At 39.2% G+C, this 19,110-nt stretch carries 20 protein-coding genes; 1 reads left to right on the top strand and 19 read right to left on the bottom strand.

Annotated elements, in window-relative coordinates; all coding sequences use genetic code 11:
* Nucleotides 1-11 precede the first annotated feature (11 nt).
* The 8 genes from RUH95_RS07675 to RUH95_RS07640 all read right to left on the bottom strand — a co-directional run bounded on the left by RUH95_RS07675 (nt 12) and on the right by RUH95_RS07640 (nt 8,597).
* Nucleotides 12-992: an ABC transporter substrate-binding protein gene (locus tag RUH95_RS07675; RefSeq protein ID WP_313892266.1), complete on the bottom strand. Its 981-nt coding sequence runs from the start codon at nt 990-992 to the stop codon at nt 12-14.
* A 15-nt stretch (nt 993-1,007) separates the two neighbouring features.
* Nucleotides 1,008-2,450: a dihydrolipoyl dehydrogenase family protein gene (locus RUH95_RS07670; protein ID WP_313892265.1), complete on the bottom strand. Its 1,443-nt coding sequence runs from the start codon at nt 2,448-2,450 to the stop codon at nt 1,008-1,010.
* Between the two features lies 1 nt (nt 2,451).
* Complete coding sequence (locus tag RUH95_RS07665; RefSeq protein ID WP_313892264.1) at nt 2,452-3,648, bottom strand: dihydrolipoamide acetyltransferase family protein; 1,197 nt, start codon at nt 3,646-3,648, stop codon at nt 2,452-2,454.
* A 12-nt stretch (nt 3,649-3,660) separates the two neighbouring features.
* The gene (locus RUH95_RS07660) at nt 3,661-4,677 is read right to left on the bottom strand and encodes an alpha-ketoacid dehydrogenase subunit beta (RefSeq protein ID WP_313892263.1); all 1,017 of its coding nucleotides are present in this window, start codon (nt 4,675-4,677) and stop codon (nt 3,661-3,663) included.
* A gap of 3 nt (nt 4,678-4,680) precedes the next feature.
* A complete protein-coding gene (gene pdhA, locus RUH95_RS07655; RefSeq protein ID WP_313892262.1) occupies nt 4,681-5,736 on the bottom strand; it encodes a pyruvate dehydrogenase (acetyl-transferring) E1 component subunit alpha in 1,056 nt (351 codons plus the stop codon).
* A 21-nt stretch (nt 5,737-5,757) separates the two neighbouring features.
* Nucleotides 5,758-6,894 (bottom strand): Leu/Phe/Val dehydrogenase, encoded by a 1,137-nt coding sequence (locus tag RUH95_RS07650; RefSeq protein ID WP_397469486.1) that lies wholly within the window; start codon nt 6,892-6,894, stop codon nt 5,758-5,760.
* A 33-nt stretch (nt 6,895-6,927) separates the two neighbouring features.
* Entirely contained in the window at nt 6,928-7,353 is a 426-nt protein-coding gene (locus RUH95_RS07645) for a thioesterase family protein (protein WP_313892260.1), read from the bottom strand.
* Between the two features lie 278 nt (nt 7,354-7,631).
* Nucleotides 7,632-8,597: an NAD(P)H-dependent flavin oxidoreductase gene (locus RUH95_RS07640; protein ID WP_313892259.1), complete on the bottom strand. Its 966-nt coding sequence runs from the start codon at nt 8,595-8,597 to the stop codon at nt 7,632-7,634.
* Between the two features lie 95 nt (nt 8,598-8,692).
* On the opposite strand from RUH95_RS07640, the gene RUH95_RS07635 reads away from it, so the two are divergent.
* Nucleotides 8,693-9,220 (top strand): gamma carbonic anhydrase family protein, encoded by a 528-nt coding sequence (locus RUH95_RS07635; protein WP_313892258.1) that lies wholly within the window; start codon nt 8,693-8,695, stop codon nt 9,218-9,220.
* A gap of 713 nt (nt 9,221-9,933) precedes the next feature.
* Here the strand turns inward: RUH95_RS07635 and paaX are convergent.
* The 11 genes from paaX to paaA form a co-directional block, all read right to left on the bottom strand.
* Nucleotides 9,934-10,812, bottom strand: a complete 879-nt coding sequence (gene paaX, locus RUH95_RS07630) for a phenylacetic acid degradation operon negative regulatory protein PaaX (RefSeq protein WP_313892257.1) — start codon at nt 10,810-10,812, stop codon at nt 9,934-9,936.
* An 83-nt stretch (nt 10,813-10,895) separates the two neighbouring features.
* On the bottom strand, nt 10,896-12,095 hold the full coding sequence (locus RUH95_RS07625) for an acetyl-CoA C-acyltransferase (protein ID WP_313892256.1): 1,200 nt from the start codon (nt 12,093-12,095) through the stop codon (nt 10,896-10,898).
* The gene (locus tag RUH95_RS07620; protein WP_313892255.1) at nt 12,092-12,964 is read right to left on the bottom strand and encodes a 3-hydroxyacyl-CoA dehydrogenase; all 873 of its coding nucleotides are present in this window, start codon (nt 12,962-12,964) and stop codon (nt 12,092-12,094) included. The genes RUH95_RS07625 and RUH95_RS07620 overlap by 4 nt, the downstream gene beginning before the upstream one ends.
* A gap of 111 nt (nt 12,965-13,075) precedes the next feature.
* Nucleotides 13,076-14,593, bottom strand: a complete 1,518-nt coding sequence (locus RUH95_RS07615) for an aldehyde dehydrogenase family protein (RefSeq protein WP_313892254.1) — start codon at nt 14,591-14,593, stop codon at nt 13,076-13,078.
* 14 nt (nt 14,594-14,607) lie between these two features.
* A complete protein-coding gene (locus RUH95_RS07610) occupies nt 14,608-15,381 on the bottom strand; it encodes an enoyl-CoA hydratase-related protein (protein WP_313892253.1) in 774 nt (257 codons plus the stop codon).
* Nucleotides 15,382-15,393: 12 nt separating this feature from the next.
* Nucleotides 15,394-16,170 carry an enoyl-CoA hydratase/isomerase family protein gene (locus RUH95_RS07605; protein WP_313892252.1) on the bottom strand — a complete coding sequence of 259 codons (777 nt, stop codon included), beginning with the start codon at nt 16,168-16,170 and terminating at the stop codon, nt 15,394-15,396.
* Nucleotides 16,170-16,472 (bottom strand): EthD family reductase, encoded by a 303-nt coding sequence (locus RUH95_RS07600; RefSeq protein WP_313892251.1) that lies wholly within the window; start codon nt 16,470-16,472, stop codon nt 16,170-16,172. Before RUH95_RS07600 ends, RUH95_RS07605 begins: the two co-directional genes overlap by 1 nt.
* A 16-nt stretch (nt 16,473-16,488) precedes the next feature.
* Nucleotides 16,489-16,989 carry a 1,2-phenylacetyl-CoA epoxidase subunit PaaD gene (gene paaD / locus RUH95_RS07595; protein WP_313892250.1) on the bottom strand — a complete coding sequence of 167 codons (501 nt, stop codon included), beginning with the start codon at nt 16,987-16,989 and terminating at the stop codon, nt 16,489-16,491.
* Nucleotides 16,990-17,015: 26 nt separating this feature from the next.
* Nucleotides 17,016-17,819 carry a 1,2-phenylacetyl-CoA epoxidase subunit PaaC gene (gene paaC, locus RUH95_RS07590; RefSeq protein WP_313892249.1) on the bottom strand — a complete coding sequence of 268 codons (804 nt, stop codon included), beginning with the start codon at nt 17,817-17,819 and terminating at the stop codon, nt 17,016-17,018.
* Entirely contained in the window at nt 17,816-18,163 is a 348-nt protein-coding gene (gene paaB, locus RUH95_RS07585; protein WP_313892248.1) for a 1,2-phenylacetyl-CoA epoxidase subunit PaaB, read from the bottom strand. The genes paaC and paaB overlap by 4 nt, the downstream gene beginning before the upstream one ends.
* Before the next feature lie 17 nt (nt 18,164-18,180).
* A complete protein-coding gene (gene paaA, locus RUH95_RS07580; RefSeq protein WP_313892470.1) occupies nt 18,181-19,086 on the bottom strand; it encodes a 1,2-phenylacetyl-CoA epoxidase subunit PaaA in 906 nt (301 codons plus the stop codon).
* Nucleotides 19,087-19,110 lie beyond the last annotated feature (24 nt).

Raw genomic sequence — 19,110 nt, 5'->3', positions numbered from 1 at the left:
TCACCTCCTAATTATTCACTAAATTCTGCTTTCCACTCATCTTTAATATCAAGTCCTAGCGTTGAAGCTGTGTCTTTATTCATAATAAGTTTTAATTTTTGTGGTACTTGAACAGGTAAGTCAGCAGGTTTACTTTCACCCTTTAGGATCTTTACCGCCATTTGCCCTGCTTCGTAGCCGATATCATAATACTCAAAACCATACGCTGCTAACCCGCCTCGTTTAACTGAATCAAATTCTCCTACCATCATCGGAATTTTATTGTCATTTGCAACTGAAATAACAGATTCCAGTGCAGATACAACTGTGTTATCTGTAATGATATACATAGAATCTACTTTACCGATTAATGATTCAGCGGCTTGTTTCACGTCCGCAGATGTAGCAACAGATGCTTCCACTACTGTCATATCCATATCTTTTAGCATTTCCTTTACAGCATCTACTTGAGCACGAGAATTTTGTTCCCCGGAGTTAAATACCATTCCTACATTTTTTGCTCCTAATTGATCTTTAAGGAACTTCATCGTATCGGTAATTGCATCGGGATGCGCATCAATCGTACCAGTTACATTCCCTCCTGGGCTTTCCATCGAGTCTACAAGTTCTGCTCCAACTGCATCTGTTACTGAAGTAAAAATGATTGGAATTTCTGTAGTAGCACTCGCTGCTGCCTGAGCACTTGGAGTTGAGTTAGCGAAGATTAAATCGACATTTGCGCTAACAAGGTTCGTCGCTATTGTCGTGTTAGCAGTGTTATCACCTTGAGCAATTTGCACATCATATTCCGCATCAATTCCTGCGTCTTCTAATGCTTTTTTAAATCCATCATAAGCAGCATTCAGTGAGGGATGCTCTACAATTTGAGTAACACCAATTTTATATTTCTTTGAGGATGATGCTGGTACTTTTTCTCCATCATCTCCGCATGCAGCAAGTATTAATGTAGTACTGAAAAGAACAGTCAACATTTTCTTCCAACCATTTTTCATTAAATTTCCCCCTCTTTAACTCTGTTTTATTTTGTATTTATTTGAATCCGGTGCTGTATGAATTGCTTGTCCGATTAATCCTTCTATTCCTTCAAGTAGCCCTTCATTTATACTTGGATGTGCATAGTGTGGGAATTTAACATCTTCTTCCTTCGCAGCCATCTCAAGCAATTGTACAAAGGAACCAGACATTTCAATTGCTCCTTCTCCAATCATATGAATGCCATGAATGATTTCAGTTCTGGGATCAGAAATAACTTTAATAAACCCATCGTTTTTACCAGTGAGTGTTGCATACCCATTGCCACCTAAAGCAAATTGACTAACACGAAAATCCATTCCAAAATCTCGTGCATTTTGCTCCGTAAGCCCCACTGAAGCAATAGGTGGAATCGTATGCGCTATAAGGGGTATGAAGTTATGATCAACTTCCATTGATTCTCCTGCAATAGAAGCAACTGCAGCTTTTCCTTGTTTGATAGCTTTAACCGCAAGTAATGGGCCTTCCGTTACATCTCCAATTGCATATATAGAAGGAATCGACGATTGCATATTTCCATCTACTTTTATAAATCCATCTAATGTTTGTTCAATTCCAAACCGGCTTATGCCTACAGATTCCAAGTTGGGTTTCCTTGTTCCAGAAACGAATAAATGAGATCCAGTAATTGTTTGTTCTGTATTTTTATCTGATTGAAAGGTTATTGTAATTTCTGATTCCGACTCATTTACTGAAATGAGCTCAACTTCTCTATGCACTTTAATTTTGCGTTTTTTAAATAAACGATTTAATTCTTTGTTGATCGATTCATCGAATGGAAAGCCTGTTTTATCATCGACTACAATGCTAACTTGTGCTCCCAATGCTGCAAAACTGGAAGCTGCTTCAAATGCAATATAATCTTGACCGACTACGATTAAATGCTCTGGTACCTCATTCAAGTTAAAGATGTCATCTTGCAATAAAATTCTTTTCCCTTTATCTTTTATCATTGTTGGTATAATCGGAGAACTACCTGTTGCGATAATTACTTGCTCAAATTCAAAAATATCGAATTGATGCCCATTTTCTACTCCAATTTTGTTCACAGAGAGAAACATAGCTTTTCCACGTATTATTTCGATTTTATTTTCCTTACTTAGATTTTCTATACCAAACTTAAGCCGATGAATGATTTTAGTCTTATAAGCAATCAGCTTTTCATAATCGAAGACATTATCCGAACTTCCAATTCCAAGCTCTTGTAAATGAGCTGTTTCAGATAGTTTAGTTGCTGCATGTGTAAATATTTTTGATGGAATACATCCTTTATTTAAACAAACACCGCCCATATCACCCTGTTCAATTAACGTGACCGAAAGACCAAGCTGTGCAGCCCGTATAGCGGCACTGTAGCCACCTGGTCCCCCTCCAATGATCATGAGATTCCGTTCCTGACTGATTTCCCCAACCACCATGTTATATCAACTCCATCATCAGTTTATGAGGTTGTTCAATCAGGCTTGCAAAGCGGTTTGTAAATTTAACAGCTGTTGCGCCATCAGCAACACGATGATCAAATGCCATGGAGAGTGTCATAATATGACCAATAACGATTTCATCATGCTCATTGACGATTGGTTGTTTTTTCGTTTTGTGGAAAGCAATAAGAGCCGTTTCAGGATAATTAATAATTGGTGTAGCACCAGTACTACCTAGAGGTCCTACATTACTTACCGTAAATGTACTATTTTGCATTTCGAAAGGTTGTAATTTACCTGCAATAGCTCTTTCCGTTAATCCTTTAACATCCCTATGAATCTCTTTAATCGATTTCTTATCGACATCATGAATTACAGGGACAAGTAGCCCATTTTCGGTGTCTGTGGCAATACCGATATGATAGTTTTTCTTCAGGAGTATCCGACTATTTTCTTCATCAAGTTCAGCATTAAATATAGGGAAATCCTTCAATGAAATAACGAGTGCTTTTAGGAGAAATGCTGAAACACTAACTGATTCTCCAGTTGCTTTCATTTTTTCTTTCATTTCCAATAAATTCGTCATATTGACTTCATCAAAGTGCGTTACATGAGGAATTGTAAAAAGTGATTTCGTCATCTTTTCTGCTATCTTTTTTCGAATTCCTCTAAAAGGAAGTTCTGTCGGATTTTCTAGACTAACAACTTCCTTCACGGGTTCTTTGTCATTTTGCACACCTTTAAGGAAGAGAAAAACATCTTCTTCGCTTATTCTTCCCGAGGGATCTGATGCATGAACATCCTCAATGTTAATGTTATTGTCTCTAGCAATTTTGCGGGTATAGGGGGCAGCAAGAATACGATTGAAACTTATTGTCGGTGCTTTCTCATCTTTATTAATAGTGGAAATCACTTTTGTCACCGTATGAACTGGTGGCTTGGATTCTGTCCGAGTTGCTTGATCTACTTCAATGCAAAGCAGACTAGTTCCGACACGAACCGTTTCACCTACTTCAATAGGAATCTCTTTCACGATACCTGCGCAAGGTGAAGTTAGTTCCGCAATCATTTTATCCGTTTGTACTTCAACAAGCGGTTGATCCGTCTTAACCGAATCCCCAACCTTAACTAAGTAATTAATAACTTCTCCTTCAGTCATTCCTTCCCCGATATCATGTAACTTTACTTCGAGCATTCCACTTCCTCCTTAAAAATGAACCACTTTTTCTATTCCTTCAACGACACGTGCCGGTGTTGGTAGATAATGTTCTTCTAATGCAAAAAATGGAACCGGTACGTCAAAGCCCGTAACACGTTCAATCGGAGCACGTAAGTAAAGAAAGGAAGTATCGTTAATAATCGATACAATATCGTTTCCGAGCCCTCCAGTATAATGTGCTTCATGAATGATGACTGCTCTCGTTGTCTTTTGTACAGACCCCGCTATAATGTCACGATCAATTGGATACAATGTTCGCAAGTCGATAATTTCACAACTAATTCCTTTTTTCTGTGCCAATTCTGCAGCCTTCTCTGCAATGGAGATCATAGCTCCCCAAGCAATGAGCGTTACATCCGTACCTTCGCTTACTTTTTTTCCTTTACCAATTTCTACTGAATATTTTCCAACCGGGACTTCTTCTCTCTTTGCACGATAGTTTTTCATTGGCTCCAACACTAGCACTGGATCAGGGTCTTCCATTGCTGCAATTAGCAATCCTTTTGCATCGTATGGATTAGATGGACAAACAACCTTTATTCCAGGCATATGTGTGAATAAAATTTCTATACTGTCAGAATGTATTTCTGGCGCACGAATACCTGCCCCATATGGTGCTCGAATAACCATCGGAACAGAGAAACGAGACATCGACCGCATTCGAATACGCGATACATGCGTCATAATTTGTTCATAAGCAGGATAGATAAAACCAAGAAATTGGATTTCTGCAATCGGGCGAAAACCATTTACTGCAAGACCAATCGATGTACCAATAATTCCTGCTTCCGATAACGGTGTGTCGACTACTCGACTATCCCCAAAAGCTTCTTGGAGTCCTTCCGTCGCACGAAACACCCCACCGTTTTTGCCAATATCTTCCCCGAGAATAATCGTTCGATTATCCTCTTCTAACAACAAACGCATACCATCATTAATCGCTTGAATTAAAGTCATTTGTTTCGTCGTTTCGTTTTTGGGGACGGACTCTTTTACTTGTGCCATTAATTACTGCCTCCCTAAATGTGCAAGGTACGTATCTTTTTGTTCAGCAAGTTGAGCTGGCATTTCGGCAAATACATGATTAAAAACATCTTCTACGTTCGGTGGAGGGAACTTCTCCATTTCTTCAACAGCCGCCTCGACTTCACTAGTCGTTTTTTCCTTAGTAACCTGAATCCACTCTTCATTCCAATAGCCGTAATTTTTCATAAACATTTCTAATCGTGTAAGAGGGTCAACAAAATTTTCTCCTTGTTTTTCTGGACGGTATTTAGACGGATCATCAGCTGTGGTATGGGCACCTTTTCTCCACGTTACAGCTTCTATCAACGTTGGACCATTCCCGTCCCGCGCATTTTCAACTGCCTTTTTCGTTTCAAAATAAACAGCAAAACAGTCGTTTCCATCAATCCTGATCCCTGGTATACCGTACGCAACTGATTTTTGTGCTATTGTTTTAGAATTCATCTGTTTTTCCATTGGAACTGAAATTGCATACCCATTATTTTGATTAAAAAAGACGACCGGTACTTTTAATACACTTGCAAAATTGAGTCCCTCATGAAAATCCCCTTCAGAAGTAGCACCATCACCAAAATAAGCAATTGCAATATTTTTAGTTCCTTTTATCTTTTCTGCCCAAGCTGCTCCTGTAGCATGTGGAAGCTGAGTTGCAATTGGAACAGCTGGAGGGAAAATATTTCGATCCGGTGGAGCAACACACCCTTCTACTCGTCCATTCCAATACAAAAAAGTTCTAGCCATACTTTTTCCAAATGTTATTGTTGCCCCGTGATCACGGTAAGTCGGGAAAACCCAGTCTTCCGCATTTAATGCAAGTGAGCTACCTACTTGTGCAGCTTCCTGACCTTCAAATGGAGCATATGTGCCAAGTCGACCTTGTCGTTGTAAATTAATCGCCTTTCTATCAAATGTACGAATTCGCAGCATATGATAGAAGAGTTCTTGCACTAATTGTTCATCAATCTGTTTTTCAAAGCTTTTATCTACAATAAACCCTTGATCGTCTATTATTCTTTTTATAGGATAGTTATGTTCCACTTAACATGCCTCCAATCAAGATTATTTTTTCAACGACCACTTTGGTTTGGTTGGTACCGAATAAAAACTATTACGTTTCCCTCGATTTGCTATTCTTTTCTCACACATTGCATTTGCCGATTCTTCCGTTGTCTTACCTGTTGACACGGCATCCTTGTAAACTTCCAAAACCGAATCGTAAATATGTTTCGTTTTGGCAAGGACTCTTTCATGATTAATGCCATACAATTCATCTGCTACTTGAATGAGCCCCCCTGAATTAACGATGTAATCCGGTGCATATAAAATCCCTTTATCTCTCAACACTTTGCCATGTGAATCATCTAATAATTGATTGTTAGCCGAGCCTACAATAGCTTTAACTTTAAATTTTGGTATTGTAGTGTCATTAATAATCCCTCCAAATGCACACGGAACAAATATATCCGCTTCCTGGGAGTAAATTTCATCACTTGCAACAATTTGTACTTCACCTGTTGTTTTTGCAGCAACTTCTTCAATTGCTCGCAGACTTTCTTCATTAATATCTGTTACATAAAGGAGTGCACCTGCTTCAAGTAATCCACTAGCAACTTTAAATCCAACCTTGCCGAGCCCTTGAATCGCGTATACACGCTGACCTAGTTCTTCATTTCCATATAAGAACTGATTAGTCGACTTTATGCCATATAAAACACCTGATGCTGTTGGTATTGATGAGTCACCGCCCCCCCCGTATACTTCAGGTAGCCCGTTGATGAAATTCGTTTCTTTCATCGCATGAATAAAATCGTCCATCGTAGTTCCCATATCCGTTCCCGTATAAAATCGACCACCTAGGGAGTTCACGAACTGTCCGAAAGCCCGGAATAACTCAGGCGATTTATCTGTTTTAGGATCGCCAATAATGACTGCTTTTCCGCCCCCAAAATCAACATCGGCAGCCGCACATTTATAAGTCATCCCTTTCGAAAGACGGAGAGCATCCTCTAAAGCTTCATCCACGCTATTATAAGGTTGCATACGGCATCCACCGATTGCTGGTCCAAGTGTTGTGTCATGGATAGCAATAATTGCTCGTAATCCAGTTGATGGATCGTTACAAAAAACCACTTGTTCATGTTTAGCCATTTTATCGAACAAATCAAATTCTTTTGTCATTGGTAATTTTTCAGCCATTATCAACCTTTATGCCCCCTTGGAAAATGCTGGTTAATCTAAAAAAGATTCTTTTTTCATTGGAATTGATGAAGTATTTTTCAGTTTTTCAGCTAGCTTTTTTTTCTGTATAATTACTTGTTTTACTTCACCTTTTCCAATCACACCTAGATTGTTAGATGCCGTTACTTTTGTGAGTATTACATTGTCATATAGTTCAATTAAAGTTGCCGTTAACGTAACTGTGGAATCAAGTGGGGATGGTGCAATATGACTTAACTTTACAGATGCTCCCATACCTTCTTCATGGTCTTCCAAAAACGGAAGAATGATTTTTCGAGAAACCCATTCCATATGATATGTCATTGCCACTGTAGAATAGACAGGATGCACTACTTCCCCTTCGAAAGAAGCAAACATAGCTTCTGTTACTACTATCTCGATCGTTTCTTCTCTACCTAATTCCAATCCGTTCTTCATCACAACACCCCAATTTACTATATGCTTGATTCTTGAAAAACCTGAATAGTGATTTAAATGCACCATTGTTCAAGTTTATTTGTAAACGCTTACATATTAAAATATATTCTGCGGTACATAACACTATTACAACGTAATAGTAACAATTTGTAATACTATAGTCAATACAATATTCAGAAAAGTTCATTTACTTTAAATTTGGGAAATAATTATTACTTTTACTTCATTCCGCTTAGCATTACATATAAAAAAGTGAGGAAAATCCTCACTTTTTTTATCTATTTTCTTTTTAATTCCTTTAGTTTCTCATTAGTAAGTACTATTCGATTTTCCGCTTCTTCTAGCATTTCATTGATAAGTTCTTTTACTGTTGGAATATGTTCAATCAGACCTGCAATTTGGCCGCTATTAATAAATCCATTTTCCATATCACCTTCAATTGCACCTTGGATATGTTTTTTTTCAGATGTCATTTCATTGTATTGATTTAATGTCATTCCGACTTTATCCAACTCATCAAGCTTCATAGCATATGGCGTCTTTAATATTCTTCTTAATCTGCCTACGCTACGCCCAATAATCAATGTTTCCGTATCATTTGCAGCCACAAGGTTTTGTTTGTATACCTCATGAAAGGGTGCTTCCTTAGTGGCGATTAAACGAGTGCCGATTTGCACACCACTTGCACCTAGCATAAGTGCAGCTGCCAACCCTTTGCCGTCACCAATGCCACCAGCAGCAACTACTGGAATTTTTACACTCTTCACAATTTGCGGAATGAGTGTGAATGTCGTCAATTCTAAACTTGAGTTGATACCCGCAGCTTCAAATCCTTCTGCCACAAGTATATCTGCCCCTCCCGACTCTGCTTTTTGTGCATGCTTTACTGATGCTACAAGTGCTATAACCGTTATGTCGTGCTCATGCAATAACGGAATATAAGGTACTGGGTTACCAGCTGATAATGAAACAATCGGAACATTATGTTTGATAACAAGGTCAATTAGTTCATTTGGATAAGGTGAGACGCTAATAGCAATATTCACAGCAAAACTTTTTTGGGTTAGCTGTTTCGTTTCAAGTATTATATTCTCTACTTCATTTGGTGTCATAGTACCGCATCCTATTGTGCCAAGGCCGCCAGCTTCTGATACAGCCGCCGCAAGCTGAGCATTGCTAATATTCCCCATTCCACCTTGAATAATTGGATAATCAATCTGCAATTTTTCGCAAATACATATCATTTTTTATCCACCCCCATTAAAATATGTTATAGTATATTTAATAGAATGACAATTACAAAAATTAGACGAATAAAAAGAAAAAATGGGGGAAATTTATGTTCATCAATTACAAAGGAAAACAACCTAAGCTTGATCCTACAGTTTTTGTCGCTCCAGGGGCCAAATTAATTGGAGAAGTCCAAATTGGGGAGGAATCAACGATCTGGTTTAATGCGGTTCTACGTGGAGATGAAGGACTAATTTCGATTGGTAAAAGATGCAGTATTCAAGACAACTCAACGATTCATTTATATGAAGATGCTCCAGTTTTCGTAGAAGATGAAGTAACTGTTGGTCATAATGTTATTCTACATGGCTGTAAAATTGGGAAACGTTGCATTATTGGAATGGGTTCTACAATACTAGATCATGCAGAAATTGGAGAAGAGTGCATAATCGGGGCTAACACATTAATACCACCCGGAAAGAAAATCCCCCCCCGCTCGCTTGTAGTCGGATCACCTGGGAAAGTAGTAAGAGAATTAAATGAAAAGGATCTCGAAATGATTCAGTTATCCATTGATACGTATGTTCAAAAGGGATATGACTATCGAGAAATACTTCAACAAGAGGAAAATATCTAAGAAAAATCGAACAAAATGACGTCCGTTTCTTTAAAGGCAAAATACCTTAACGACGTAGTTTCCGGCTCGCTCCAGGCTTTGCGTTAACCATACGCTGAATGGGAAAATTTTTAAAGCTTGTTAGAAGTGGCTTCGCCGCTTCCAACAAGCTTTTTAGTCGTTCATCGTATGGCAATTGTTCGCCATCCGCTCGCCAGAAACTTCAGCGCCAAGCAATTAAATACTTTTGGCAATAGGAGAAGCAAGTCTCATTCTATATTCTTCGATGGCCGCCAAAGATACAATTTTGGCGGCTCTTTGTAGGATTTTAGAAAGATACACTTCTACATTTGAAGATGAAGTATAAAAGTAGATGACAAACTTACTTCCTTCGAAAATTGTAGGTCTATTTATAACTAGAAGTGTAGATGACTTTTTTCTCTTCCTCTTACATGAAAGTGGTTAAGTAGAAAGAACATGAATACACTCCTATAAGCAATGTGGGTGTAGTGAAAAGCGGCGACTCCGGCGGGAAAAGCGCGAGCTGAAAGCCCGAAGGAAAGACATTGGCCGAATTTTATTTGACCGGTGTCTTTGCGACGAGGAGATTGAAGCCGTGCCCGCGTCCGCTTGTAACGTAATCCGTTCCACTCCTTCCTATACTTTCTTATTCTTTCAAAAAACTGGGTTGCTATATAAATTAGCACCCAGTTTTTTTATACTTTTTTAAATGGTTAATCAGCAAGGAGAGGATGTTCGTCTGCATCGTACGCTTTGTTTTTTCGACGCATATCATTATCTTCTTGGAATACTTCTTCGAAAAAATGGCTTGCTGATTGCGCAAGTAATTTATAATATTGCTCAAATAAAAGAGCAGCATGGTTTCCACTCCAAATTTCGGGTAGCAATTCTTTTGGTAGTCCTGGATCCGTAAAAAGAAATTTACGGTATTCATGAACAAGATTTGTCCTTTCCACAAAACATTCCGCATCTGTCATTCTACCATCATTCATCAAGCTTTGATGGACTATGAATTGATTGCTGTATGTAGAAATAAACTCTTTGTATTTTCCTTCGAGTTCTTGCAGGGGCCAGCTTTTTTCAACAAGAGCTCTGTTTTCCTGCGGTCCTTTATAATCTGCTATGAAGAAATCTACGTAATTTTTGATATCATATTTTTCAATCAGGGATTCTACCTCTTTTTCAAGGCTGTTCGGTGAAATCCAACATCCATTCGAAAAACTGCCGAACCCACTCCATAAAAGCTCCTTGCGTAATTCATCACGAACTTGCCTTTTTTCCTCAGGGATCGTATACATGAGCATACGCCATTTACCATCCCAATCATTCGGCATCACTTTAAAAATACGAATTGCCGCTTCTTCCATCCTTACTAGTCCTCGTGTCGTCAAAAAGTAATAGCTCTTATTTCCTTTTTTCTCTGAGTCTAGCCAGCCTTGCTTCATCATTCTGGACACAGCTACTCGAACTGACTGTTCATTGTGACCGAATTCCTTCAGTAATCGGATCAGGCTGCCAATCCATATTTTGTTGCCGTAATGGCGGATATAATCACCGTAAATTGTAAATATCATTGATTGTGTATTTGACATATATGCTCACTCTTTCTTCTCTCTAGTTAACAATATATCACGTTTAATCACTTCTTTCATTATTTTGTTATAAGAAATTTTCGTCATAATTTCTTGAAAACTATTGCAATCCCTTGACCTACCCCTATACACATTGTCGCTAAACCAAACTCAACGTTCTTTTTTTTCATCTCATATATAAGAGTTGTTGCTATTCGCGCCCCACTCGCACCTAAAGGGTGTCCAAACGCTATTGACCCTCCATTGACATTTACTTTTTCAATATCTAATTCCAACTGACGTATACACTCTAGTGATTGTGAAGCAAACGCTTCATTTAATTCAATGAGCCCAATATCACTTGTCATTAATCCAGCGCGTTTTAGTGCTTTTGTAGAAGCAAATACTGGTCCAAGACCCATAACAGCAGGTTCAAGACCCGCAGTCGCTCCCGTAATATATTGCGCTAATGGTTTTATTTTCAATTCTTTCGCTTTTTCAGTACTCATTAAAAGTAAAGCAGATGCACCGTCATTAACGCCTGAAGCATTGCCAGCTGTAACTGTACCTCCTTCAAACAATGGTTTTAACTGTCCAAGTTTCTCAAACGACGTATCTGGACGCGGATGTTCATCTATGTTTACGATGATTTTATTACCTTTCTGGTCCATATAGACAACTGGAACGATTTCTTCAGCAAATCGGTTTTCTTCCATTGCTTTTTTCGCACGTTGTTGGCTTTCGAAAGCAAATAAGTCCTGTTCTTCCCTAGTTATATGATATCTTTGCGCAATATTTTCGGCTGTTTGCGGCATCGTATCTGTCCCATACATTTCTTTCAACTTTTTATTTGTAAAGCGCCAGCCAATTGTTGTGTCGTGTAGCTCCATATTCCCCCGTGGAAATTCTTTATCTGGCTTTGCCATTACGAAAGGTGCTCGTGTCATACTCTCCGTGCCACCAGCAATATAAATGTCCCCATCACCAACAGAAATTGCTCTTGCAGCATACATGATAGCGTCAAGACCTGATCCACATAATCGGTTAATAGTCGTCCCTGCGACTTCTACAGGAAGGCCAGCTAAGAGACCAGACATTCGTGCAACATTGCGATTATCTTCACCTGTTTGATTTGCATTTCCAAAAACAACCTCTTCAATTTCTTCAGTAGAAAGTGAAGGGTTTCGTTCAACAAGTGCTTTAATGACAATAGCTCCTAAATCATCTGGTCGTACATCTTTTAAGGCCCCATTGTATCTTCCAATAGGTGTACGGACAGCGTCTACAATTACAACTTCTCTCATTTTTTTGTCACCTCGTCCTCTACCGTATAATCGTATACCCCTTTACCACTCTTTCGTCCAAGGCGACCGGCTTTAACATATTGTTCTAACAAAGGTGCTGGACGATATTTCTCTCCCAGCTTTTCATGTAAGTATTTCAAGTTATTCAAACGTGTATCAAGTCCAACTAAATCAACTAGTTCAAACGGCCCCATTGGGTAATTTAAACCTAGCTTAATCGCTTTATCAATTTCTTCCGGCGTACCTAACCCCTCTTGGAGCATATAAAATGCTTCATTGCCAACAAGTGCACTAATCCTGCTTGTTACAAACCCTGGAAATTCGTTAATAACAACCGTTTCTTTCCCCATCTTTACAGCTACTTCTCTAATCACTTCTGCTGTTTCATCACTTGTTTCTAAGCCCCGAACCATCTCAACAAGTGGCATTTTATGTACAGGATTAAAAAAGTGCATAGCAATTGTTTTTTCTGGACGTCTACCGAAAGAAGCAATTTCTGTTGGACTCATCGTTGATGTATTGGTTGCAAAATAACAATGAGCAGGTGCAAATTTCCCTATCATTTCAAACACTTCTTTTTTGATATCTAACTTTTCAGGAACCGCTTCTATAATTAAGTCAGCATTCTCGACTGCTTTTACGAGGTCGTTTGCATAGCTTAAATTTTCGCGTGCTCGTTTAGCCAGATCTGATGTAATTTTTCCTCGTACTAGTCCACTTTCAAAAATACGATCAATTTCTTGTTTCGCATTATGTAAGGCAGAATCTAAATTGTCAACAACTGTCACTGAATACCCACCAATTGCACCGACATAAGCAATTCCTCTTCCCATTACACCCGAACCTATGATTACAATATGGTTAATCATTGTTCTTTTCCTCCCTTTTATAATGAAAGAAGACGGACAGAGGTTTTATAGCCTCTGTCCGTGACTTTACAATTTCCCCACATAGTATATGGATAGTTTAAACGCATTCCACTACAGCCCGAATGGATTTAGCGGACGACTGCCATAATAGGATAAAATACTTTTCGTTTCTGTATAGAGATCCAACGTTTCGATACATAGCTCACGTCCAAACCCAGATTGCTTATAGCCTCCAAATGGTGTTCCCGGAAAAGCTGAAAATGGACAATTTACCATGACAATGCCTGCTTGGATTTGATTGGCAACACGTGTAGCACGCGCACCGTCTTTTGACCAAATGGCAGATCCTAATCCAAACTTAGTATCGTTTGCGAGTTTGATTGCCTCTTTCTCATCTTTAAACTTCATCACAACCACAACGGGACCAAATATTTCTTCTTTTACAACGGTCATATCATTTTGAACGTTTGTAATAATCGTCGGTTCATACCAAAAACCATTTTCATATCCTTCTGGTTTCGCAACATTCCCACCAACAACAATTTCCGCTCCTTCTTTCCGAGCAGTTTGAACATATCCATCGATTGTATCCAATTGGCCTTGATCGATAATTGCACCGACATGAGTTGCTTTATCAAATGGATTTCCTAGCTGCAGCTTTTTCGTTTTTTCTACAAACTTGCTCATAAATTCATCGTAAATATTTTCATGAACATATAAACGAGATCTCGCTTCACATGATTGACCAGAGTTATAAAAAATTCCGAACAATGAACCATCTACCGCTGCATCCATATCTGCATCTTCAAATACGAGATTAGGAGATTTGCCACCTAGCTCTAGAGTGACACGTTTTAACGTTTGAGATGCTTTTCCCATGATGTCTTTACCAATTGGAGTTGAACCAGTAAATGCTACTTTATCCACTTGAGGATGCTCGACTAAAAAGTTTCCAATATCAGATCCAGATCCCGGAAGAACATTCACTACACCTGCTGGAACACCAGCTTCTAAACAGATTTCTCCAAGGATAATTGCAGTTAATGGAGTAAGAGATGCCGGTTTAACAATTACCGAACAGCCTACTGCGATAGCTGGTGCCACTTTCCATGCAGCCATCATCAGTGGGTAATTCCATGGAATGATTTGCGCACAAACACCTACTGGCTCCTTCTCCGTATAGTTATGGAATTGACCAGGGACATTATTAACTGTTCCACGATGACCAACGATTGCGCCTGCATAAAACTCAAAATCTTCAATTGCTTGTGAAACTTGGCCTTGTGCTGCATGAAGTGATTTACCTGTATCAAGAATTTCCAATTCAACGAGCTCATTGAAACGAGCACGCATGATCCCAGCAATTTTGTTCAGTACTTGCGCACGACGACCAATCGGATACAATTTCCATTTGCCATTATCAAACGCATTCCGAGCGGCAATCACAGCATTTTCCGCATCTTCTTTTGACGCCTTTGCAACTTCTGCCACTAATTCACCTGTTGCAGGATTATATATTTTAATTGTCTCTCCTGTACTACTTGTTACTTTTTCTCCGTTAATAATCAAATGATAGAAATCACGCTTCATCGCCTCATGCTTAATTTCATTTTCTCCAATTGTTGTCATATGTCCAACTCCCCCTATTGTCCTGAAAAAACAGGTTTTCTTTTTTCCATAAATGCACGAACTCCTTCGAGGTGATCATTTGTTAGACCAGCTATTCGTTGTCCTTGTGCTTCAAGTTCAAGATAATCTTCAAATGAACTATCTGAAATCGCTTTCAAAGATCGTTTTATTAATCCTATTGCCTTTGTTGGTAAATTAGATAATCTTACCGCAAATGCAGAAACATCCTCACCCCATGTTTCCAAAGGAATAAGTTGGCTAGCTAATCCCATAGCTACAGCATCAGCAGCCGGCACTTTTTCACCAAAAACGGATAGTTCAATCGCTTTAGAATATCCGACTAACTGTGTTAAATAATAAAGATTTCCCGAATCTGGAATAAGACCGACATGTATGAAAGCGTTCATAAAGCTTGCACGATCCGATACAAGTCTGAAATCACAAGCTAGCGCTAAGCTGAATCCTGCTCCAGCCGCTACCCCATTTACCGCAGCAACAATCGGTTTTTCACATTGCCTCAATTGCTTTATCATTGGACCATAATGATCTCTTAACACCTGACCATGATCCATATGCTCATCGACTTCTGCTAAATCTTGGCCAGAACAAAAAGCCCGTCCTTCACCTGTTATGACAATACAGCGGACTTGCTCATCGTAAGCGGCCACTTTGATTGCTTCTTTTATTTCTCGATTCATTTGCGCGATAAATGCATTCAATTTGTCAGGTCTATTTAAATAAAGCCACGCGATTCCGTCTTTGACTTCATAACGAATCGTTTCAAACATACGGTAACCTCCTTATTTCCCTAGATAATTCGGCTTTCTCTTTTCGACAAACGCATTCATACCTTCTTTTTGGTCTTGTGTAGCAAAAAGTAGATAGAAGTTTTTCCTTTCATACTGCATTCCTTCATACAAAGGATAGTCCACAGCTTTGTTAACGGAATCTTTAATGAGCCGCAAAGAAAGAGGCGGCTGTTTTGCTAAGCGCTCTGCGAACTTCATCGTTTCTTCCATTACTAATTCTTGTGCTACGATTTTATTGATTATTCCGTGTTTAAGAGCAGATTCCGCAGAAATACGTTCTCCAGTCCAAAGCCACTCGAGTGCCTTTGTACGCCCAGCAAGTTTTGTTAGTCGCTGCGTACCACCCGCTCCCGGCATGACGCCAAGACCAACTTCTGGGAATGAAAACTCTGTACCACTTGCAGCGATTAATAAATCACAGCAAAGTGCAAGTTCAAAACCACCCCCAAAAACAAAGCCTTTGACAGCACCAATAATCGGTTTTTTAATGAGGGAAAAACGGTCCCAGTCGGCAAATTGATTTAGTAGTTCCAGGCTAACTGGAGTATCCTTCATCATTTCATCAATGTCAGCACCTGCTGAAAAAGCCCGTCCTTTACCAGATAGCACAATGACACGAACCTCATCATTTCGGTCGAATCGTTCCATCTCACTAACGATTTCACTAATCATTTTTCGATTCAATGAGTTTAACTGGCGGGGGCGATTCAGTTCGATAACTGCTATGCTTCCCGATATGGAAGTTTCAATGAACTCGAAACTGTTCATTACGCATCCTCACCAATCATTAATGTGACAAGATCACCTGCAAATCCCATTAAGTCTTTGCCAGATGCTCTTCCTTCAGGCGAACGTAAACCTTCCTGTAGTGCATCTAAATTATCATAATTCATTTCACATGTAAGATAATATTTTCCTTCGCCTCCCATTGGAGAACCTGTAACTTTGGTAACTTTCATCTCTCGAAGTCCTGGTATTTTCGCAGTAAGTGGTGCATGTACTTTGAAATAATGCTCATCAAAAGCCTCTTTGTTTTCAGGATGTTTGTACAATGCGATTAATTTAGCCATTTTCCTTCTCCTCACTTTACATTAATGTAGAAACAGGTTTCATTGCCTCGAAGACATTTTTACAATTTTTACAATATAAAATACTTCTACAAGCCGTTGGACCGAAAATATTTTCCATTGTTACATAGGTAGAGCCGCAATATGCACAATCAACATGCCATGTGCCGTCCTCCTCAAAGTGGCGTGGAGGGGGTGCGATTCCGAATTTTCTCAGATTTATATGTCCTTGTTCCGTTATACGGTCTGAAGTCCATGGTGGATGAAAAACGAATTCCACTTCCACGTTTATCACTTCCGGTATTTTTCTCACAGCATTTATCGTGTTCAATTTAATAATTTCAAGCGCAGGACATCCTAAAAAAGTCGGAAGTAGAACGACTTTTACATTATTTCCATCCGTAGTTACTTCTTCTACCATGCCAAGGTCGATAATGCTGATAGAGTCAATTTCCGGATCTTTTACATTATTAAGTACTTCAAAAATACGCTGGGTAGAAACTTCTACGGATAAAGCCATACAAGTCACCTCTTTTAAATGTCTCATTACCAGACTGCTATTGGATCAAGCTTGTAAACTTCGGAAAGTGTGAGTAATGCTTCCTCCAAATCTTTCGAATGATCACCTTTACGTCCGTTTTTCAATGGACTTTCCGGAATGGACGGTACTTCCATTTGAAGTTCAGCAAACACTGGGGCAATACTCGCCTTCCATTTTTCTTTCAATATTTCTTCACTAGCTACTAAACTATGTTTTTCAATTATTTCTTTTTCATTGCCATAAGAAAACACATCGCCAAAATCAGCCATCACGAGCGTAATTGCATCGTTCATTTTCTTCTTCGCTACTTCTGTTGAACTTAGTAATTGTTTAAACCATGTTTCCCAATGCAACCTGTGATAATAAAGCTCCATTTTCACTTTCACTGCCGTTTCCGCAATTGGACTGTACGAGCTTTCACATAACGAATCATTTTTCACTTTTTTCGCCTGCGTATAAAAATAACTTCTTACAACTTGAAAAGCCCAATCATACTGAGGAGTTTCCATGTAATATCCTTCCCCATTTACTCGCTCTGTCAAAACACTGTTTCTTCTTTCATTTGCAGAGCGCAAATGAGCAAGGCCGTCCGCATTTCCAACTTCTAAGTCTTCTAGTAATTTGTAGTACATTGCGGCATGACCCATGCTATCTTGACTAATAGATGAAGAAGCGACGTCTTCCTCAATATGGGGCGCTAGGCCAAGCCATTCAGACCCTCGGTAAGCGTATAAAAAATCGTCATCTGCAAGCTGGAATAATAAACATGTAATTGCTTTTTTATATTCTAGGCTCATGATATCGCTCATTTACGCTCTCCTCCCCAAGACAATATCTCTTTTTCATCCAAAATTTGTTGCTCGTATTGTCTCCACTTTTTCTTTAGGTAGCCATAGCCTTTTGTCGTGCGATAATCTTTATTGTCTAGTCTACCGAGCGTCATTTTCTCTTCGGTATTCATCTTTCGAATATCTTTGCGATTCACAATCCAAATGTCAGCGACCGGCTCACGGCGCATGAAATTTTCCTGCGCCAAAATCAACGCCATATCTTCATTTGGTGCTAACAAACTAAATTGATGCTGGAATGCAGAGCTTGGAGTTCGTTTGCTAAAAATTTCATATTCTTGATAAAATGTTTTCTCCGTTGCCATGTATTCTGCCTCCTTCCTCAATTGACTGTTGCGCTTAGAGCATCCCGCACCCATGCATTATTTTCGTACGAAGAACGCCTTAAGTTCAGCCTCGCTTGTGAACGTGGTCCTCCATTTTTAATAATTTTCTTAAATTCATTCCAATCTGGCTGTTTATACGACCAAAGCTTCGTTTCTGCATCTAATCGTAGCGTTGGATCTGGTATTTTTAATCCGAGTGATAAAATACGCGGAATGTATTTATCGAAAAAGATTTGCCTAAATTCTTCATTTGTTTTCGTTCGGATTTTATATTTAATGGTCAAGTCTTGTTTTGATGAGCCTGTCGTTTCTTTACTTGCCGGTCCAAAAAACATGAGTAATGCCTCCCACCAACGATTGAGCGACTCCTGAACCATTTCCTTTTGCTGATCAGTACCTTCTGAAAGCGCCATGATAATCGATTCACCATGCTGTGCATGGAACACTTCTTCTGCACAAATACGCTGCAATGCTCTAGCATAAGGACCATAGGAAGCGCCAAGCATATTCGTTTGTGTTATTATTGCTGCGCCGTCAACAAGCCATCCGATAATTCCTGCATCTGCCCAAGTTTTTGTTTCCATATGGAACACATTATGGAATTTCAAATCTCCATTGAATAAGTCTTGCATTAAATCCCCACGATTTTTTCCATATGGTAAAAGTAAATCCTCCGTTACCCGAAGAAGTAGCTGACCATGGCCCATTTCATCTTGAACCTTTGCCATAATGCCTAGCTTCCGAGAAAGTGAAGGCGCCCGAGGTACCCATTCTTTCTCAGGTAGCGCTCCCATTATTTCACTAATTCCATGCATGGAAATCAATCGGATCAAGGTTAGTCTATATTCTTCCGGCATCCAATCATCTGCCTCAATTTTGTCTCCTTCTTCAATTCGCTGCATAAAATGGGCCAATTGTTCTTCTTG

Source organism: Psychrobacillus sp. (genome assembly GCF_032154225.1).
Classification (GTDB): Bacteria; Bacillota; Bacilli; order Bacillales_A; family Planococcaceae; genus Psychrobacillus.
Note: the sequence above shows the minus strand (reverse complement) of the source record. Positions and strands in the feature narration are given on the sequence as shown.

What these genes read in the sequence shown, in the direction of transcription:
- RUH95_RS07615 (WP_313892254.1), bottom strand. Translation starts at nt 14,593, where the DNA reads ATGACAACAATTGGAGAAAATGAAATTAAGCATGAGGCGATGAAGCGT.
- RUH95_RS07640 (WP_313892259.1), bottom strand. Translation starts at nt 8,597, where the DNA reads ATGATATGTATTTGCGAAAAATTGCAGATTGATTATCCAATTATTCAA.
- RUH95_RS07605 (WP_313892252.1), bottom strand. Translation starts at nt 16,170, where the DNA reads ATGAACAGTTTCGAGTTCATTGAAACTTCCATATCGGGAAGCATAGCA.
- RUH95_RS07650 (WP_397469486.1), bottom strand. Translation starts at nt 6,894, where the DNA reads ATGGCTGAAAAATTACCAATGACAAAAGAATTTGATTTGTTCGATAAA.
- RUH95_RS07675 (WP_313892266.1), bottom strand. Translation starts at nt 992, where the DNA reads ATGAAAAATGGTTGGAAGAAAATGTTGACTGTTCTTTTCAGTACTACA.
- RUH95_RS07670 (WP_313892265.1), bottom strand. Translation starts at nt 2,450, where the DNA reads ATGGTGGTTGGGGAAATCAGTCAGGAACGGAATCTCATGATCATTGGA.
- RUH95_RS07660 (WP_313892263.1), bottom strand. Translation starts at nt 4,677, where the DNA reads ATGGCACAAGTAAAAGAGTCCGTCCCCAAAAACGAAACGACGAAACAA.
- paaD (WP_313892250.1), bottom strand. Translation starts at nt 16,989, where the DNA reads ATGGCTTTATCCGTAGAAGTTTCTACCCAGCGTATTTTTGAAGTACTT.
- RUH95_RS07625 (WP_313892256.1), bottom strand. Translation starts at nt 12,095, where the DNA reads ATGAGAGAAGTTGTAATTGTAGACGCTGTCCGTACACCTATTGGAAGA.
- paaC (WP_313892249.1), bottom strand. Translation starts at nt 17,819, where the DNA reads ATGAGCGATATCATGAGCCTAGAATATAAAAAAGCAATTACATGTTTA.
- RUH95_RS07600 (WP_313892251.1), bottom strand. Translation starts at nt 16,472, where the DNA reads ATGGCTAAATTAATCGCATTGTACAAACATCCTGAAAACAAAGAGGCT.
- RUH95_RS07620 (WP_313892255.1), bottom strand. Translation starts at nt 12,964, where the DNA reads ATGATTAACCATATTGTAATCATAGGTTCGGGTGTAATGGGAAGAGGA.
- RUH95_RS07645 (WP_313892260.1), bottom strand. Translation starts at nt 7,353, where the DNA reads ATGAAGAACGGATTGGAATTAGGTAGAGAAGAAACGATCGAGATAGTA.
- RUH95_RS07665 (WP_313892264.1), bottom strand. Translation starts at nt 3,648, where the DNA reads ATGCTCGAAGTAAAGTTACATGATATCGGGGAAGGAATGACTGAAGGA.
- RUH95_RS07610 (WP_313892253.1), bottom strand. Translation starts at nt 15,381, where the DNA reads ATGTTTGAAACGATTCGTTATGAAGTCAAAGACGGAATCGCGTGGCTT.
- paaB (WP_313892248.1), bottom strand. Translation starts at nt 18,163, where the DNA reads ATGGCAACGGAGAAAACATTTTATCAAGAATATGAAATTTTTAGCAAA.
- paaA (WP_313892470.1), bottom strand. Translation starts at nt 19,086, where the DNA reads ATGCAGCGAATTGAAGAAGGAGACAAAATTGAGGCAGATGATTGGATG.
- paaX (WP_313892257.1), bottom strand. Translation starts at nt 10,812, where the DNA reads ATGTCAAATACACAATCAATGATATTTACAATTTACGGTGATTATATC.
- RUH95_RS07635 (WP_313892258.1), top strand. Translation starts at nt 8,693, where the DNA reads ATGTTCATCAATTACAAAGGAAAACAACCTAAGCTTGATCCTACAGTT.